This window comes from Robertmurraya mesotrionivorans (assembly GCF_050971805.1).
GTDB lineage: Bacteria > Bacillota > Bacilli > Bacillales > Cytobacillaceae > Robertmurraya_A.
Window position 1 is genome coordinate 54,732 of record NZ_JBPCCH010000014.1, and the last position, 17,373, is coordinate 72,104.

General features: G+C 32.8%; 15 protein-coding genes and 1 pseudogene. 1 reads left to right on the top strand and 15 read right to left on the bottom strand.

All coding sequences use genetic code 11. The features are described 5' to 3' along the window. Window positions 1-217 precede the first annotated feature (217 nt). The 15 genes and pseudogenes from dut to ACRX5O_RS18595 all read right to left on the bottom strand — a co-directional run bounded on the left by dut (window position 218) and on the right by ACRX5O_RS18595 (window position 16,179). Window positions 218-655 (bottom strand): dUTP diphosphatase, encoded by a 438-nt coding sequence (gene dut, locus ACRX5O_RS18525; RefSeq protein WP_433907310.1) that lies wholly within the window; start codon window positions 653-655, stop codon window positions 218-220. A gap of 2 nt (window positions 656-657) precedes the next feature. Continuing rightward, the gene (locus ACRX5O_RS18530; protein ID WP_433907311.1) at window positions 658-1,668 is read right to left on the bottom strand and encodes a dCTP deaminase; all 1,011 of its coding nucleotides are present in this window, start codon (window positions 1,666-1,668) and stop codon (window positions 658-660) included. A 104-nt stretch (window positions 1,669-1,772) separates the two neighbouring features. Then, on the bottom strand, window positions 1,773-2,690 hold the full coding sequence (locus ACRX5O_RS18535) for an AlbA family DNA-binding domain-containing protein (RefSeq protein WP_433907312.1): 918 nt from the start codon (window positions 2,688-2,690) through the stop codon (window positions 1,773-1,775). A gap of 163 nt (window positions 2,691-2,853) precedes the next feature. Then, a pseudogene (locus ACRX5O_RS18540) lies at window positions 2,854-3,042 on the bottom strand (ubiquitination-like system serine protease family protein); the annotation flags it as partial. A gap of 10 nt (window positions 3,043-3,052) precedes the next feature. Then, entirely contained in the window at window positions 3,053-3,187 is a 135-nt protein-coding gene (locus tag ACRX5O_RS18545; RefSeq protein WP_433907314.1) for a hypothetical protein, read from the bottom strand. Window positions 3,188-3,199: 12 nt separating this feature from the next. Continuing rightward, window positions 3,200-4,600 carry a HesA/MoeB/ThiF family protein gene (locus tag ACRX5O_RS18550; protein ID WP_433907315.1) on the bottom strand — a complete coding sequence of 467 codons (1,401 nt, stop codon included), beginning with the start codon at window positions 4,598-4,600 and terminating at the stop codon, window positions 3,200-3,202. Then, window positions 4,597-5,010 carry an E2/UBC family protein gene (locus ACRX5O_RS18555; protein ID WP_433907316.1) on the bottom strand — a complete coding sequence of 138 codons (414 nt, stop codon included), beginning with the start codon at window positions 5,008-5,010 and terminating at the stop codon, window positions 4,597-4,599. Before ACRX5O_RS18555 ends, ACRX5O_RS18550 begins: the two co-directional genes overlap by 4 nt. Continuing rightward, window positions 5,007-5,318 carry a multiubiquitin domain-containing protein gene (locus ACRX5O_RS18560; RefSeq protein WP_433907317.1) on the bottom strand — a complete coding sequence of 104 codons (312 nt, stop codon included), beginning with the start codon at window positions 5,316-5,318 and terminating at the stop codon, window positions 5,007-5,009. The genes ACRX5O_RS18555 and ACRX5O_RS18560 overlap by 4 nt, the downstream gene beginning before the upstream one ends. A gap of 512 nt (window positions 5,319-5,830) precedes the next feature. Next, window positions 5,831-6,385: a hypothetical protein gene (locus tag ACRX5O_RS18565; RefSeq protein ID WP_433907318.1), complete on the bottom strand. Its 555-nt coding sequence runs from the start codon at window positions 6,383-6,385 to the stop codon at window positions 5,831-5,833. Between the two features lie 69 nt (window positions 6,386-6,454). Next, window positions 6,455-7,324, bottom strand: coding sequence for a hypothetical protein (locus ACRX5O_RS18570; RefSeq protein WP_433907319.1), 870 nt, complete (start codon window positions 7,322-7,324; stop codon window positions 6,455-6,457). Window positions 7,325-7,560: 236 nt separating this feature from the next. After that, complete coding sequence (locus ACRX5O_RS18575) at window positions 7,561-9,408, bottom strand: TnsD family Tn7-like transposition protein (protein WP_433907320.1); 1,848 nt, start codon at window positions 9,406-9,408, stop codon at window positions 7,561-7,563. A gap of 68 nt (window positions 9,409-9,476) precedes the next feature. Beyond that, window positions 9,477-11,411, bottom strand: a complete 1,935-nt coding sequence (locus tag ACRX5O_RS18580; RefSeq protein WP_433907321.1) for a TnsD family Tn7-like transposition protein — start codon at window positions 11,409-11,411, stop codon at window positions 9,477-9,479. A gap of 19 nt (window positions 11,412-11,430) precedes the next feature. Beyond that, the gene (locus tag ACRX5O_RS18585; protein WP_433907322.1) at window positions 11,431-13,158 is read right to left on the bottom strand and encodes an ATP-binding protein; all 1,728 of its coding nucleotides are present in this window, start codon (window positions 13,156-13,158) and stop codon (window positions 11,431-11,433) included. Further along, window positions 13,142-15,325: a TnsB C-terminal domain-containing protein gene (locus ACRX5O_RS18590; protein WP_433907323.1), complete on the bottom strand. Its 2,184-nt coding sequence runs from the start codon at window positions 15,323-15,325 to the stop codon at window positions 13,142-13,144. The genes ACRX5O_RS18585 and ACRX5O_RS18590 overlap by 17 nt, the downstream gene beginning before the upstream one ends. Window positions 15,326-15,342: 17 nt before the next feature. Further along, the gene (locus ACRX5O_RS18595) at window positions 15,343-16,179 is read right to left on the bottom strand and encodes a TnsA endonuclease N-terminal domain-containing protein (RefSeq protein ID WP_433907324.1); all 837 of its coding nucleotides are present in this window, start codon (window positions 16,177-16,179) and stop codon (window positions 15,343-15,345) included. Between the two features lie 200 nt (window positions 16,180-16,379). Between ACRX5O_RS18595 and ACRX5O_RS18600 the strand changes: the two genes are divergently transcribed. Further along, entirely contained in the window at window positions 16,380-16,892 is a 513-nt protein-coding gene (locus tag ACRX5O_RS18600) for a helix-turn-helix domain-containing protein (RefSeq protein ID WP_433907325.1), read from the top strand. The last annotated feature ends 481 nt before the right edge of the window (window positions 16,893-17,373 follow it).

Below are 17,373 nucleotides of genomic sequence, written 5' to 3' on the forward strand. Positions count from 1 at the left end.
AATACGTATATGAATTAGCATCTCATATTAAAAAGGAAATTTGAGAAACAATAAGTCCATAGGGGTACAGTTTATGATTGGGTGGCTTTCTATTATCTGAATTACCATTTTATTTTTTTACCTGTTCTCTTTGATCTAACTTATAAAATGAATATAAGAAAAACCGATTCATAAATATGAACCGGTCCTCTAAAAAGCCTTTTCAATGGGAATATTCCTATTTAGTTCCGGTAGACCCGAATCCACCTTCAGCTCTTTCAGTTTCGGAAAGTTCACTAACCTCTATTACTTCAACCTTTAGAATTGGTTTAATAACCATTTGAGCTACTCTCATATGTTTTTCAACAACAAAAGGTTGTTTACCATGATTAATAAGAATTACTCCTATTTCACCTCGATACCCCTCATCAATAGTTCCAGGGGTATTTAATACCGTCACTGAATATTTTAAGGCTAGTCCACTTCGTGGTCTTATTTGAGCCTCTGTATTCTTAGGCAGCTCAATTTGTATACCTGTCTTAATTAATGCGGTCTCACCTGGATTAATGGTTTTTTCTTCTACAGAATATAAATCCATCCCAGCGTCCCCTGCATGCGCATAATGGGGTATTTTTGCAGAATCATTGATTGATCTAATTTTTAATGTCAAAGTCATTTTTATTTCTCCTTTTTCAATTCTCTTAATTGTGAAGCCCATGGTAGCAAGGCTATGAGAAGAGCAACAAGGCCAACCTTTCCATCTATTTGACCACCGTTGCTAAAATCCCAAGCAAAATACATTATTGCTATAATAGGAACTAAACTTTTTATTATTATCCAGGTGTTTATCCATGCATTTTTAATGCTAATAATCTTTCTACTAGTATCATGGGCCTGGTCGGTATAAAAGTTAAGGGTTTCATAAAACTTTTCATAATTAGTCTTAAACTGTTCCTTTGTGATAGAACTTTTTGACTCTGGTATTTCATACTTAATGAATTCAATTGATCCAATTGTATCTATCATATCTTTCAATTGTAAATAATGAGAATAATTTTTACCAACTCTAAATATTCTTTTTCTATTGGGTTTTTCAACAACCTTTTTTAAAATATCAAATCTGCCAGAAGGATTATCGTGATATCCTGATGCTGGTGAAATCATTCTCGAAAACATAAGTGTAACAAAAGAAGAGTTTTGAAAGGTTAATTCTCCCTTTCCCTCCCCTTTCTCTACTTTTGCTAACAACAGTTTTATCCGTCTATTTGTTGGGTTATTCATTGATATTAATAATGGTCCTTGCCATAAGGGATCTAGAGTAGTAGAAATATGTCCAAATCCTTTGGAAACAACCCCAACTTTTGAATGAAATGTTCCTGCAACATTATTAGGGACCTTTACAGCTTCTCTTGTCATAATAAGTACAGTATCATTTGGCTCTATATAACAGTACTTTTCATCATTATTATTATGTATCTTAACTAATAACTGGTTATTTATTGACAAAATGAAATCTGAAGGAGTCAGATTATAACCAACAGGAGTTAAGTTTTTTTCATGGTAAGGATAAATAAAGATTTCATCTTTTTCTATGCAATTCTTAATATCATGGTCTGAGAGCATTCCAGAGACTCTCCAGGATAGAGCCTTTGTATTTTCATCCTCTACTACAGTATTTTGAATAGCCATTTTCTGTCCCTATCCCCTTGTTTATTTACTAACTCTTATATTTATTTCTATTTTAACATTTATTAATATCCAATTTTACTTCCTATGTAAAAGTTCTGCTTTTATTACTTTTTTAAATCGTGAGGAATCCCCATCAACCCTTTTACTTTCCAAAGAAAATCTCCTTTTACAAATACATTTCCTTTATGTAGTGAAGCAGTGTACTCTGATCCCCTAGCGTCAAAAAGAGATAGCTTAAAAATATAATCGAAGTTACTCACTCCATACTCATCAATACCCAACCTTAACGGATCAGTTGAGCTAAAAGTTACAAATAATTGTCCTACAATTTCTGACTTTGGCTTTAACCCAATCTTAAAATCAGCTCCAACAATACTATCAATACCATTAACAGAGTGTTTGGAAAGCTCTTCCCCATCTTTATTATAAATACTTAAAGTACCTGATGTAATGGTAATTGGATGTTCTTTGTTATTAGATAATAAGACCTCAATAGAAGCACAACACTCTGAATCATGCACACCATATAGAGTTTTTTCGAGAAATTCCACTTCAAAATCGCCCTTATTCCTGTAAAATCTATCAAAATCATTCCGCGTTGCAACAGAGTTTACACTTCCTTTACGAACTAAACAAAGTCCTTCCTTTAAATCATTGTATTTACGCTTAATCATGTAGGGTTTGTTATCGTTATTATATATTCTAAATACCCCTAAAAGAGCGCCTTTATATTCGTATTTGAAATAATCGAATTCAATCTCGGGCTCTATATTACTCAAAACAACCTGAGTATATGTAGATGAATCTATGAATTCTATAGGATTAATTCCTTTTATTTCTTTGAAATTAGGCTTATCCTTAATTCCGATTATAATGAACTTATCTCCTTCATAACGTGAATTCGCCATCGCCATAATATCAACTAATAAATCTCTATGTTTTTCTTTTGAATACTGTTTTTCCTTATAATCTATGTATTCACACTCGTGACCTGACTCTATTAATTCAGTTATCATATTCATACAAAGCTCCTTAGATAAAAATATATGCTAGTAACCTTAAACCTATTGATTAAGATTATCTTTTGATTTGGCAGTAATACTAAGTAATTAAGGTGTCTAGTCTTATAGAAGGAACTGTAAATTTGTAAAAGAGAGTCTCTAATTTTTGAGACTCTCTTTTTTCCTATTTACACCATCTGACCTTGTTTTGAGTTATGAAGAAATGGCTCTTGCAACCAAGTTGACGCCATATAGAAGGTGTAATAGAAATTTTTTTATCCTTATCAATAATTATCTTCCAAGAAGGACGATCAATAGGTATTAAACTAAGTTGAATAGAGTTTCTACAACCACAAGGGCACAACAAGATAACCGACCATGGATTATCCTTCCCCTAGAACATAGAGCACATTTTTTTCAAGTTGATTAGGCTGTTCCTCATAATAATGTACCTTATATGGTTTTTCAGTAAAGAATTTAATAATTTGGTTTTTAAACTCACTGAACCATCTTACCATTGCGCAATCACCTTAACTGTAGATAGTTGTGTTCAGTATTGGGTCCATATCTCCTCGACCCACATAGGAACTAACAATAAAATCCGCGGTACATTTTTCAAAGAGAAATGTATTATTTGTAAGACTAACACGAATGCAATCAATATCTTCATTGGAGTCCAACCGAACATCATGTAATCTACAGAGAAGATCATTAACTGCAATCGAAGCTAATAATGTATTTACACTTATGACTGCAGGTCTTTCTTCCAAAACCCCTTTAAGATAACCTTCCTTTTGTAGCTGCTTATATATCTCGGGATTTATTCTATTCATAACCTCTGCAGATAATGTTGAAGCTGTGTAAACTCCTCTATTTATTAAACTACTTCCATCTGGTTGTATATAATGAACTGCACCACTAATTTGTTCTACTCCCCCGTTACCATCAGCACATAGTTTAACTCCTAAATCAAAATATGGGATCGAATAAAAGATACATATTTTATTTAAGATATCTCTTCCTTCAACCGAATCCATGCAACCAAATAATATATCACATTGTCCAAGTCTACGAATTACATCTTCATCAAATATTTTTTTTGTGTACCTTTCAACTTTAGTTGGGAGACCGGAATATTCAACAGCATCCGCTAAGACATCAACCTTACTTTTTTTTTGTAAAGCATCCTTCATACTACTATTGTAAATCCGCCCTAAATTAACTTCCTTAACTATGTCATCATCCACAAGGACAATTCTTCCTACTCCTAAACGATAAAGTTGTTCCACAACTGGACTACCTGTCCCAGAAACACCTACAATACCAATAGTAAGTTGACTAAGCACACTAGTCGTTCCTTGACCAAATGCCTGCAAGATACGTTTCCGAAATTGTCCGTCGGTTTCTTCTGACAAAGATGTCTCTTTCCAGAATTTTATATCTGGACCAGTTACTAGAACTGAATCAACAATTGTATGCTCTCCACTAGAATTAAAAGCCCTAGCAAAAATACTACCATCAGGAAGCATTACTGCACTAATTCCAGGAAAATCTGAATCTAGCCATTCGGCAATCCTCGGGAATAAGCTACCATCTGATTGGTTATCTATTTCTGAGAAATCTTGATATCCACCAGGATGACTATGGATTTTTAGAATAATAAATCCTTTTTTATCGGCTTTAGTCAAAATGTCAGACAAACTTTCGCTAGACCAAGTAACTTTATCTTTTTCTCTAACAAAACATTGATCATATGGGATATGAAATATTTCATTAACCGCTACTGCATAGCTTACTTCACTAGCTTCTTGTTGAAACTTACCTACCCCACATAAAGCAAATGAAATAGCTTCCTTGCCGTCCCCTGGAAATAAGTGATGGAAGAGGGCATCATGTTGACTGCCCGTCATTCTTAACCTATAACTGATCATACATTACGAACTCCTTGTGAAGGTTTGATGTAAAATTCTCTCTCTAACCAATCCTCAACTGAAAGCAAATGAGTTGTTAAGCTATGAATTCCTGGTTTCCATTCATAGTGTCTAGACCACCTTTGAAAGGACTGCCCCCAAATTATCATTTGCTGATCAGCTTGACCAATTTGAATTCCATCAGTACGTGAAAGCCAAGGATAAAAGTAAGCCATATCTAGATGGCTATTTGGATAACCACTTAATATCTGAACAGCAACCTTAGAAAATGAAACGTTGTAGCCCTTTGGGACCGGAAAGTCATGTATAATAATCCATCTATTTGATCCTTCTATAATGGATTCCCATTTCCATTCTCGACTATTTAAAAAATCGGTATCTTCCTCTGGTAGAGAGAATTCTCTTCTCATATTCCAGCCCCCTCAGTAGGATCCAGGGGAATAGTCTCAAATCGTTCCAACCCTGGAGAGGCTAAATCAACCTCTTGTTCTACTGCTATAGGAAGACGTTGTCCACCATTTAGCTTCTGATATAGTCTATGCTGTGATGGTTCCAAACCAACTTTGATAAGAATATCCTTCCCTGTAATCCATCTTTCTTCACTTTCAGCGTAAGTCTTTCCTACCCGAAAACGATAAACTACTTTTTCCTTAGGAGGATTCTTTCCCTCCTTAGCATACTCTTCTACATTAATAATCTCTTTGTTTGTTTTATTCATCTTTGATTCCTCCATTAATTTTAAAATTTAATAGAAGTATCGTAGAGCTTATCCTCCTTTCTTTGTTTCTAACTTTGTATAAAAAATCAATGATCACTCCATCTAGCTTTTAATGGATTAAATATCCACCATATGCCTCTTGCGTGTAAATGCCTTCTTTTGTTATCATAAACTCATGTATTTTTTGTGAAGAGCATTTTCCATTGAAAACTGATGCGCCAACATCAGTACTTTTATACAAAACAGTATGATTTGCTCTAGCAATACTTCTAAATCTATATAAAAATAGATGTACCCATTGAGACATTTGTTTTAATGGGTATTTCTATTTCTATTACTAATTTACATTAAAACAATTTAATTATAACCTTAAACACGAAAATTAAATCAATATTTTATATAATCGTTCGTTGTTTACCTTCTGGCATTTTTGAAGTAGCACTGTAATATTTAGGGTCTAACCTTTTTTTGTTTATACCCTTTTTTTAGAAAAACCTCGATTTAAAACGAGGTTAGACAATTGATTGATAAACATATTCCATTCCTTCTGAGGTCTTGCTTTCTTTGCGAAGGAGCATTCCCTTTTTGTAGAGTTTCCCTAACTTAACACTGATACTAGTTAATTCCTCACCAGTATCATTACTTATGTGCCTCGCTGTACACTCTTTATAGTTCATTACAGTTCTTACTAGTTGAAGCAAATGCTTTGGCAACTTACCGATAACGTGGTATCCATGTTCTTCTTTTATCCAGACACCCAGTTTCTTCATTTCTAGGGCGGAATGAATGTTTTCTTTATGACTGGTAGTTAGGTTCTTCAAGTATATTTTCTTACCATTTAACCACTCATTATTTTCCTGTAACATTACCACAATCTCATCAGAACAAGAAAAATCTATAACCTTAATATCCCGAAAATCAAGAACAATGATATGTGCTGAAGTGCTACTAGCTTCTGATAGGATTGCTTCTCGGATTTGAATACCATCTTCTCGAAAGAAAAGCATCGTTGAATCTAGAAGTTTTTTACTTAATGAGGCAAGTTCTATTACTAAGACACTTTTCATTGATCCCACCCATTAACATTTTTTGTTTATACCCTATGGAATAATAGTAATATACATTACACGGACAAGTCAAATGTTTTTTTCAGGCAATATTATCTCGATTTGAGTACCAGGAAAATAAGGAATGTTCTCATCATAAATATGTTGACTTTTACCTACATCTAACTGAACAGTTCCTGATTTAACTGAAATAACACCATTTAATTTGTTAACTATTTCTTTAATACCCTTATAACCGTTTCCTCCCCTTCCTAACCCCTTAACCTTACTAGATACTCCTTCAATTATGGCATATCTTAAAGCCTCTTTATCATCTTTAATATCTGTTAATCCATTTATTTTATAACTGTTTCTAACACCAATTCCCATATCAGAAATACATACCGATATATATTTGTGCGGACTTTTTGGATAATGGTATCTTTGAGCACATATATAACCGAATGATTTACTATGTCTTGGTATATTATTTAATAGTTCTGATAGCATAACAATAAAATCATCTATGTCTTTTTCTCTATAATGCAACTCTTTTACAAAGATATTATATGTTTTAGTGTGAACTTCCTCTAATGTTTTACGTATATCACTGTTGTCCTGAATCTTAGTAATATCAATGAGAGTTTGGTTTTCCGGATCCTTGACTACTTGGCTATTTATTTCTTGAATTCTTTTTTCTAGAGTTAGCATGTTTTGAGCTTGACTAAAAAAACCCATTCTAGCCATGTATGTGAGCGTAGATTGCGATGGCCAGGAAATATCCCTTATTTCATCTAGATAATCAAATATTTGAAGAAGTAGTACAAGTCCATATGGTTTTACAAAAGTGATTTTCGATAAATCAAATTCACTCACTGCCTTTTCTTCTAACGTATTTATTATCTCAATCGCTTTACTTATCTCAACTGAATCTAATGTGTCTTTTAACTTTATATCCATATTAAATAAAACTCCCTAAAGTCATTTATCATAAATGTAACTCATTTTAGATTTATATGCCTCTTAAAATTTAATATAAAATCAATTTAATATGTAGATATCCTTAGAGACATTTCATTCAAACACTAGAAATTTGTTCCGGCTGCCTAATAAATCCGTTGAATTAATATATTAATTATACTGGTTGAATTTGGTTTTAAATAAAAAAGACTCCCACTTATATATCAAGCAGAGTCTTAAATACTTTCTGACTTTATTACATCTTTATGCATTTCTACAAATTCCCCCTTCAGTCCAGCTCTACGTATTAGCTCCCATTCTTTTATTACAGAATTAGTTATCTTTAACTCTTTGGCTACATGTTTAATTCTTCTCACTTGAAATTCTTCTATTGATTCTACAACTTTATCAAGAATTTGTTGGGTCTTTGGCATTTTAGATAGATTATTATATAAAGAACCCAAGTTACGTAATCTTCGTCCAATTTCATTCTTAGTGACCCTTATTAATTGTGTTGTCTCCAACAATATCTCTTTTGCTACAAGTTTTACTTTTTCAGCAGTTTCAAGATCTCTTTTATTCCAATCAACTCTATTTATTTTCTTTGCACTTGTCTTTATTACATCTGGATAATTTTTTCTTAACCACTCTTTATCATTTCTAATTAGATATGAATATATATTGGGAAAACAATTACGAATTTCAGTTATTGTACTACCTTTGTTATTCTGGAGAATCTCTAGCCATTTAACCCTATACACGGTTAAATTAGAATTAACCCTGTTAATTCTAAAATCCTCCTTTTCTTCACCTAATAGTTTTCGTTTTACTGTCATTGGGTCAACACCCAGTATTTCAGCTTTTTTCCTTAAAGATATATCCATATTTGCTATTTCTATAAGTTTAGCTTTCCAAATGTGACCAAATTCTTTTATTCTTCCTATTCTACACCTATCATTGAGTGTAATATCTGGACCTTTCCTTGAATAAACAAAACCACAAAGGCAAGAAAAGGTGCCAATAGGTTTACCGGTTTTATAATCCCTAGTGACAATACAGGAATTCACTATACTTTCTCGGAAATGGTTTGCAGCTTTATTTAAACATGGCCAAGGCCCTGTACCGAATGGATCATAATTTACACTATTTATTTGCTCTACCATGGACGATACCGTTTCTCCTATAAAACCTAGTAATAAAATATGCCTTAAAGGATGACAAGCCGTCTGATTGTTTCTTAGCATTTTGTGTATCCATGTATCCTCTTGGTCTAGTTTTATAGAACAATTAAATTTACTTAGTATTTCTTCACCGTAGTAATTGTTAAAAGAAGGTATTAAATTCCTCCATTTAATTCTTCCTGAAATGGTTGCTAGTCCCATTACCTGGAGTTTTGTAATGTAAAACTTACGTAATTTCTCTAATCCTAGAGGTTTAAAGGAAGAGTTAATTAACAGGTAAGTCTGTTGGGCTATAAAATTGTAGTGATTAAATACTTCACTATCCTTTTCCATTAAATTGGTTTGATTATTATTACCTCCATTCTGTTCAATCCTAAAAAATTTATGTTTACTCTTTCTCTGGGACGATGGTATTTTCGAATTAACTAAAAATGTATAATGCTTAGGACATATTTCTACACCTTCAATTTGGTGAATTCTATGCCAATAAATTTCACCATTATTAAATCCGTCTTCTATAGCACAATCTGGACAATATCTAAGAAATTGGGGTATCTTTACCCTGCTCGCAGTTATCCCCAATTTCATATAAGAGTTGGTTTCTATATCATCAATCATAGCTAACTTAAGTTCGTTGTATCTAATTTCAGGAATAAATGGTGCATAGTAAGGAAAAATCGTATGATTTTCTATTAAGCTATCTGGAGTATAAACATTGGGGGTAGGGAGACGGTTACATAGCTTTCTCAAGTTTGAAGGTAGAATGACAGATGCGCAAGCTGTTCTAGAATCAAATAAATCTTCCATTGTTAATTTGTTATTTTCATTTCCAGTATAATGATGGTATCGAGCTAAAACACTATGTAAAAGTTCATCTTCATAAAGGGTGGGGAAAAAAATCAAAACTATCACTCCTAGATACATGATTAGTATCAATTCTTTCCCAGTTTATATAATTTTAACCTATTAGATTAGTTATTCAATATTTCTATTATTTTATCTTCAGTTACTTGGTCACATTTTTGATATCTTTTTGAAAACCTTTTCAAAGTATTAAAGTCAACTTTTTTATAACCAATATTTATTAACTTAGTCTTTTCCTTTGGTAGGCTTCTAATCAGATACTCGCTCCTACTTTCGATATGATTGTTTAAAACATGAATGCTTCTAGGTAAATCATTTTGCATTGAGTTAATTCTACTAGCCTCTGTTGAATTTAATTTTTTAAGTATTGTGTTTTTATGTATTCGATAAGAATAATTCTCATAAAGGTCTTTTACAACAGACTCGATTTTTGCTGCTAGTTCTAAATCAAAACTAGAATAATCGATATTACACCTTTTTTTCCCTCCCTTTTTTTGGGGGATAATTGTATCTAACCAATCTCCATCGTACCTTTGTATCCAATTGTACTCCTTAGGTGCTATTTTTATTAAATCCATCCTGGACCTTACTTTCCTATTAATCAACAAGTCCTCAATAATACTTCTACAAGCTATTATTTTTTCCATAGATAGATCCTTAGAACCTGCTGTTTCCAAATAACCATTAATAATTTCCTTAACTGCTTCTTGTTGTTCAGAACTAATTAGCATGTTTGTTATACCAACTATCCTCTTTAAGTTAGACCTAACAGTGGTATCCGAACAGCCTAATTTTCTTGCAATTTCATTTGCGGACATACCAGTTGAATACATTTCTAAGACTTTATTAATCCATAGATATCCCATAGACTTAATCATAACCTTCTCTTTTGCAGTTTGATTTGGCCTCCATCGTTTTGTGTATGTATAACCACAATAAGGACAAGAAAATTCTCCCGTAATATGTATTCCACCTGATACTTTGGCTATCTTCTTACAATTATTAATTATGTTCTTATTAAAATAATCACAAATTGAATTATGACATTTCCATGGACCATTATTAAAATTAAAGGGTACATGGTTTGCAATAGGTTCATTAAAATCTATCATGTTTTCTACTGTTTTAAATAGAAATAATATTAACAAACAGTAAAATAATAAATCCCCTTTTAAATCTTGTTTAATAACCCTACCCAAAAACCATCTATGGGAGATGTAATCGTAAGGTAAATTAATATGTTCAAGTGCTTTTTCGGAATACTTACTAGTAATGGAAGCTATTAGTTCTTCTTTATTTATCCTCCCCTTATAATGAATAAATCCCATTTTCCACAGTGCCATTATTATTTTTAAATATACCTTGTGATCTACTAAAGTTCTTTTATCCCTAATTGAACACAATATATTAATTAGTTCATATTTAAATTTTATTATTTTATCTTCATTTTCTACCTCCATTACTTGATCACATAGATAATGACCATTTCTACAAAACGGAGTTCGGATAAGTTCTGAATCATATGCTTTAGATAGTGATTCTGCACATACATTACATTCATTAATTAATTTCGCAAAATGGTGTGGACAAAAGTCTAAAAACTCAATTTGATGTATTTTATGTACGAAACATTCACCATAATTTTTAAAATCATCTTTAATACATATAGGACAATACTTTATCTTATTGGAGAAAATACGATCAAAATTACTATTCATCATCCAAAAATGATTATCTGTTCCATATTTAAAAGAATTGAGGTATTCTAGATGCTTTTCTTTACTAATAAATCTTTCTATTAAGCCATACCATGTGTGTTTATAAATAATATCTTCTAATTTAATTGTATGTCCTACAGGTAATCTCCTAAATAGCTCTTCTAGCCGGTTTGGAAACATCAAATTTTTTATAGATTTTTTTCCAAACAGTTCAATATTACTTTCTTGGAAGGATGTATTTGGTGTACGTATATGGTATCTAAATAAGACACTTCTAAAGTCTTCATCAGGGTAAGGTTCTGGAAACAGCAATAATTTATTCAATTAACTCGACCTCCGGGCTCTATACAATATCTAGTAATTCATCATGATTCCTTACCAAATTGGCAGCTTCTAGAGCTTCTTCTGTAGACAAACCCTTTTTAAAACCTTCTTTTACAATAAACCGTATATCTGTCTCTTCAAGTAATGGTTTAACTTTCCCCTTTTTACTATTTTGCTTTGACCCTCCTAGATTACTGTCATCTGAGGATCCTACTCCAACAGCCCCTAATGCTAATTGAGCAAGTTGGTTAAACATTAATTGTTTGTCACCCATTCCACTACTAGCATTAAAAACCTGAGTTGCCAAAGCTTTAGCAGTTTCTGCTTCATTAACTAGATTAGATACAAACGTTGTCATTTCCTCTAAAAGTACTTCTTTATTATTTTTTTGAAGGGCTCTGGAATGGTCCTTAGCTAATTTCCCTTCTATTCTCATGTTATGCCTCACTTCATGAATGTACTCGTTAAATGAAACCCATTCAGGCTCAACATCTTCTAATTCTTCTATTGTTTTTGCATCAAACCCTAATCTTCTAATCTTCTCGTATACAGGTTGTAGAAGTTTAAGACTACGAGAGGCGACCTCGTTAATTAGAGATACAGTTATTGTTTCATCACCGCCATTTAATATAGCTTTAGATTGAATATGCATGAACAACTTTACTGCAATATCAGGAATGCCCATTGTATGGTAATACATCGCTTTTTTCAATTCATCAGTTAATGGTGTATTCTTTTTGGTATATTGTAAGTCCCAAAGACTTTCAATTATTTGATTCCATTCCCAGCTATCTTCTAGCATAAAACCTACGATATTCTCCGAATATTCGTCCGGTACACCTCTACGAGTATTTGCTAATGAGTTCTTAAACAAGTACATAGCTTTAAAAGTACCTATGATAATTACAGGTATTCCAATTGTATTGACTAATTCGGTGATAAAATTAATCATACTTTGGTCTCCACCAGAATGTGCTTTATGAACGTTCTGTATTTCGTCTATGATTAATACACCTAGATTTATTTGAGCTGCTACTTTAACCATCCGCTTCGCTAATCGATCGATTGTCCCAGCTTTTTCTCCGTATTTCTCATAATAATTACTGCCTAAAACCTTATCTACTTCATCATAAAAGTTTCTGCATAAGGCACCAACTGATTTTCCACTTGGACATTCAATTTTGAGCCATACTACTTGTGTTAAAAGTAACTTTTTCTCTTTATATTGTGTATGATGAACTACTTGGGGAAATAAGTTCTTCAATAACCTTTCATAAATTTTACTTTTTCCCATTCCACTAATACCAATTTCAGCTAGACTTTGTGCCGTTTGAACATTACCTGCTATGTTAGCTCCATTTTCGTCCAATCCGGAATCAAAGATTTGATCCCACCCTATAGAGAATTGTCTATTATACATTGTTAGTATAGGATTTCTAGATTGGTAACCTATTTTTATCATATTATGTAAGCCTCTATATTTCTCATAGTGACTAGGTATAGGAAGCCAGAAAGATGGCTTTATTTGTCGTACCAACTCTAAACGCTCCTCTATACCTAACTTCAAAAAACCTGACTCAAACTTTGGGTCCGATATCATTTTATCTAAAAATTTATCAATACCAATTTTGTTTGGTATAGCTTCAATAAAAGGGTTACCTTTATATTCAGGTACAAATTGCTCACTATAGGTTGCTTTACAATGAATGCCTTGTATTTGTTTAATTCCCTCATTCCAGAAATTCATCCCTTCTCCTTCTTTCTGTAATCTTTGTAGTAAATTGCGCCTGAATATCACTTATACCGCTTTGAGTAGTTTCTGATTTATTAAAGACATTTGGAAACTCAATAACCTCCCCAGTTTCCTTATTATCCATTTGTTCGTTCGAGGTTTCTATTGCAGTCCAGGCATTTTTACTACCTTGAGACCAAGCTTCACTTTTTTTCTTTTCCCTCTTATTTTTGCTTCGCTCATAAAAACTCATATCTTTTGTTGCAGCTTCAGTTTCCATTTTTGCCTTTTTAACTAAATCCTCAGCAAAAGCATGAAGTTCCGCTCTATATTGTTTTTCCTCTTTTCCTTTTAAATTTAATTGTTCTTTTTTATATCTCATGATTGCTTTTACTTCTTCGATATGTAGCCCCTCGTAGTCTTTGAATTTATTTGTTAAAAAACATTGGATTAATTTCCCACCCTTACTACGAATAAAGATACTACTGACATTTCTAGGATCATAGCTTATAGTAATTTTCTTTTCCCCATCAATATTATTGGATACAAACCAACCTTCTTTTAATCCTAAGTCACTTGTATAACAACGGTTATCAAACTCTATTCCAAATTTAGTTACTTTTGCATTAGCTTTTGGTAAAAGATTGTAACGAATTAAATCACGTGGTTCAGTGTGTAGAAGAGTTTTACTTTTACCCCAATTCCAAACATCAAGGGGAGTCAACTCAACCTTATCTTCAAACATTTCTCTGGTAACAAAAAATCCCTTAGGTAATGCACTCTTATTATAGGTAATGATTTGTACTATCATAAATTGTGTAAATTCAAAGATTGTTAGTGCTGCATTTCGTGCAGGATCATAATCTCCACGTTCTTTGGGTTTTGAAGGCTTTGCACCAGCTTTTGAGAGAAAATCTCTTATGTCTTGGTTTGTTAATCTAAAGTGTTGTTCTACAAATGGTTTAAGATCTCCACGATATGAAGGTGCATTTAGCACATCTATTTTTAAGGAAATTAAATTTTCCGCCATTTTACTCTTGAGCTCTCCTCTATCACCAAGGAGATTCTTTGGTAAATGGTAGCAAGGCCAATCATCCTCATCAATTTCAACTCCATATTGCCTACAAAACTCTACTTTACTGGTACCCGCATTTTCTAAAGCAACAGCTTCTTCAATCCAAGAAGGATTTGCACCAGTTACATGAAAACCTGTAACCATTCTACTGGTGACATCTTTAACAATATATAAAGTTGGTGTACCAATTATTGTCTGTCTATCTTCTGCAACTAAAATAATATCTGCAGGAGTGGAATCAATTTCAAAAAGAAAGCCCACTCCTAATGCTTTTTCTGATGCGTCACCTATTAATGGCCGTTTATCCATTGCAGCTTTTCTTCGTCCATGTCGATTTGCATATTGCTCAGAGACAGAGTATTCTTTATGATACCAATAAAGGAATTGGCGAATTGTCGGTCCTTTATGCGGCTCCACAATCGGTACGAGTACTCCAAATTGACGATAGTGGCCTGAGTGATACTTTTTCTGACACAATATTTCGTGTGTTTCTTTTAAACTCTTTTTCTCTTCTTTATGTAATTTTCCGATTGCCCATATGAAGTTTTCCTTATCTTTATTAGTAACTAAAAACTCATTTCCATCCTTTGGTTTTGGACCTGTCTTTTGGTTAAATTCCCTGTCTCTCCCAGGTGCACCACAATCAAAGTAATTATTTAAAAGCCCATTAATTGATTTACCGTAAAACCAGTATTTTTTAAGATATTTATATATCTCTTTTTTATGTTTTCCGGACCTTTCCTCCGCATCTTTTACTAACTTTCCTCGCATTTTAGATATGTAAATATCCGGCTCTTCTATTACCATTCCCTTTATAACATTCCACTTTTCATCTCTATTGGCTTTATACCTAAGTAGGTACTCCTCATCTGGTGATATTAGTCTTAGATCGGGATCAATATCAATTACTCTCTCTCTTCCAGTTTCTAACTCCTCTGTTATATCATCGTATGTACGAAAAAAGGGATACTTCATATTTTTGTCATCTGTTATATCCATAACAACAACATCTCTTTTATCTTGAGATATCCATAAAATTCTTTGTAATCCAACAAAATTATGCTCTTGGTCAAATAGTTCCAAAATTACATTTTCAAAAATATTCAAACATTTAAACCTCCACTTCAGCCAGTATGTAAACCAAATGAATTAATTTCCTCCATATTAATTAACTGCAATGGTTTTGATTCCTTGATAAGATGGTACATATCTGTTGACCATTTTTTTTGCACAAGCATATGTTTTAAAATGAACATACTTGTTCCTGACTCTAAGCCGAAACTTTTATCACAACGAAGACACGTTTTACTTATTGATCCACCAGAAGTATTATTTTCTAACTCGTTAAATAAAGGATTTTTAACTAAATTTATCAGCTCCTCATCCACACTAGGTCTTGTTTCTAGGTACTTTGCCTCACACATCCAATTAACGTTTTTAATTAATGTCTTTGGAAGTTTATTGTCTAAGATGATGCACCAATCTACTCCTTGTTCAGCAAAGAATCTCCTTTCTATTTCAAACAATTCAAGCGTCCTTTTCGTTAACTTATTTGTAGGTTTTATAGTTCTCACCACATCTTTATAACCACTTTTAGTCTTAAGAGTAATCATAAAATCTGTGGTCATAACCACGGGAACCCCTTCGAAATGAGGATGTTTAATTCCGAGTTGTTCTGCAATTTCTTGTGTCCTCTCCATTGGGAATAGGGGATATTGCTCCCGAATATCTATTACTCCATCTAACCATTCAAGATAATATAAATACCTTCTCTCATGTTCTGATAGAGTATGATGTATTCTCTTTGTCTTCCAACCTAAATGACGAGTCAAGTAGCCTTCCGAGGCAACTTTATTATCGTGCGCTTGAATAAAAGGGATATAATCAGGTCCCGTCCCCTGTCCCCTTCCAGCAATTATTCGATTTTCTTGTGTTTTATTAAATCTAGATTCTTTCGACATTGATATTTACCTTTCCCACTAATCCAAAATTGGTCAATTCCCTTCTCATTTCTTGGAGCATAGAAGTTGATGTATAATAATGTTGGATTTAAGTATTTATACAATACATCCAAGCTATTATATCCGTCTACTCTATATTATATCCGTCAACAGATAATTTTAACATAGATATTAAAAACTTATATTGGAGAAGATTCAAAATGAAAACTATTGGTGAAAGAATAAATCAATTAAGAAGAGCACTTAATATGAATCAAAAACAATTTTCAAATGTAATAAATATTTCCCAGGGTACTTTAAGTGACATCGAGCGAGGTAAATTTAATCCTTCTATTGAGACTGTAATATCGATAAGTAATAAGTTTAATGTTAGTACCGATTGGATATTAAAGGGTGGATGGGTTGGTATTCAAACAATAAACAAGGAACTAGAATATAAAGTAAGTGAAGCTTTTTCTGATCTTTTTCTACCTGCTTTGGGGAAGATCTGTGAGGAATTCGACTTACCACCTGAAGTTGTGTATCCTATTTTTGGAAAAGTCGTTGCAAATGTATACAATAATAATTTTTTAACCAATCATTATGATTTATATCAGACATTTTCACAACTTGGGGAAGATGATAAACAGGAACTAATTGAAATTGCAAAAGTAAAGTATAGAATTCAAATAAAAAACCTACTTGAAAAGAAGAGAACAAACACAGGTGATTAAAAGTATTTTAATTATGTTACCTTTAATATTAACATAGTAAAAAAAGGTTCTAGGCTTTTGCGGGCGTTTAGCAGCCTCCTTTCTGTCGCTTCTAGCCTTTTTTAATAGTCAACCTGCTCCTCCAGGCTCAATTCTCGCTTCCGGTCTCTCGATAATTTCGGCTTGGGTGAGCTCCCGTTTTAAGGGTCTTCCGGAACTGGTTTTTCTAGTAAGGTTAGTCCATTAACCCGTTCTCTTCATACGCTCTCTTCCACCGGTGGGCGGACTGTTCAATTCACTTTAACCCGATTACATCAATATTAAAACCATTCTCGCTAAAAATCTGACGTGGAAGTTTACCTGCCAGATATTCATCTAAAAATTCACTTTTAAAGGTATCCGAATAGGTAATAGTTCGTTCACTTACACATGTACGTTTGGATTATTCTGAAGTGTTTTTATCTCTCTAGTAGTGAATAGTAATTTACTCATGTTGGCCCCT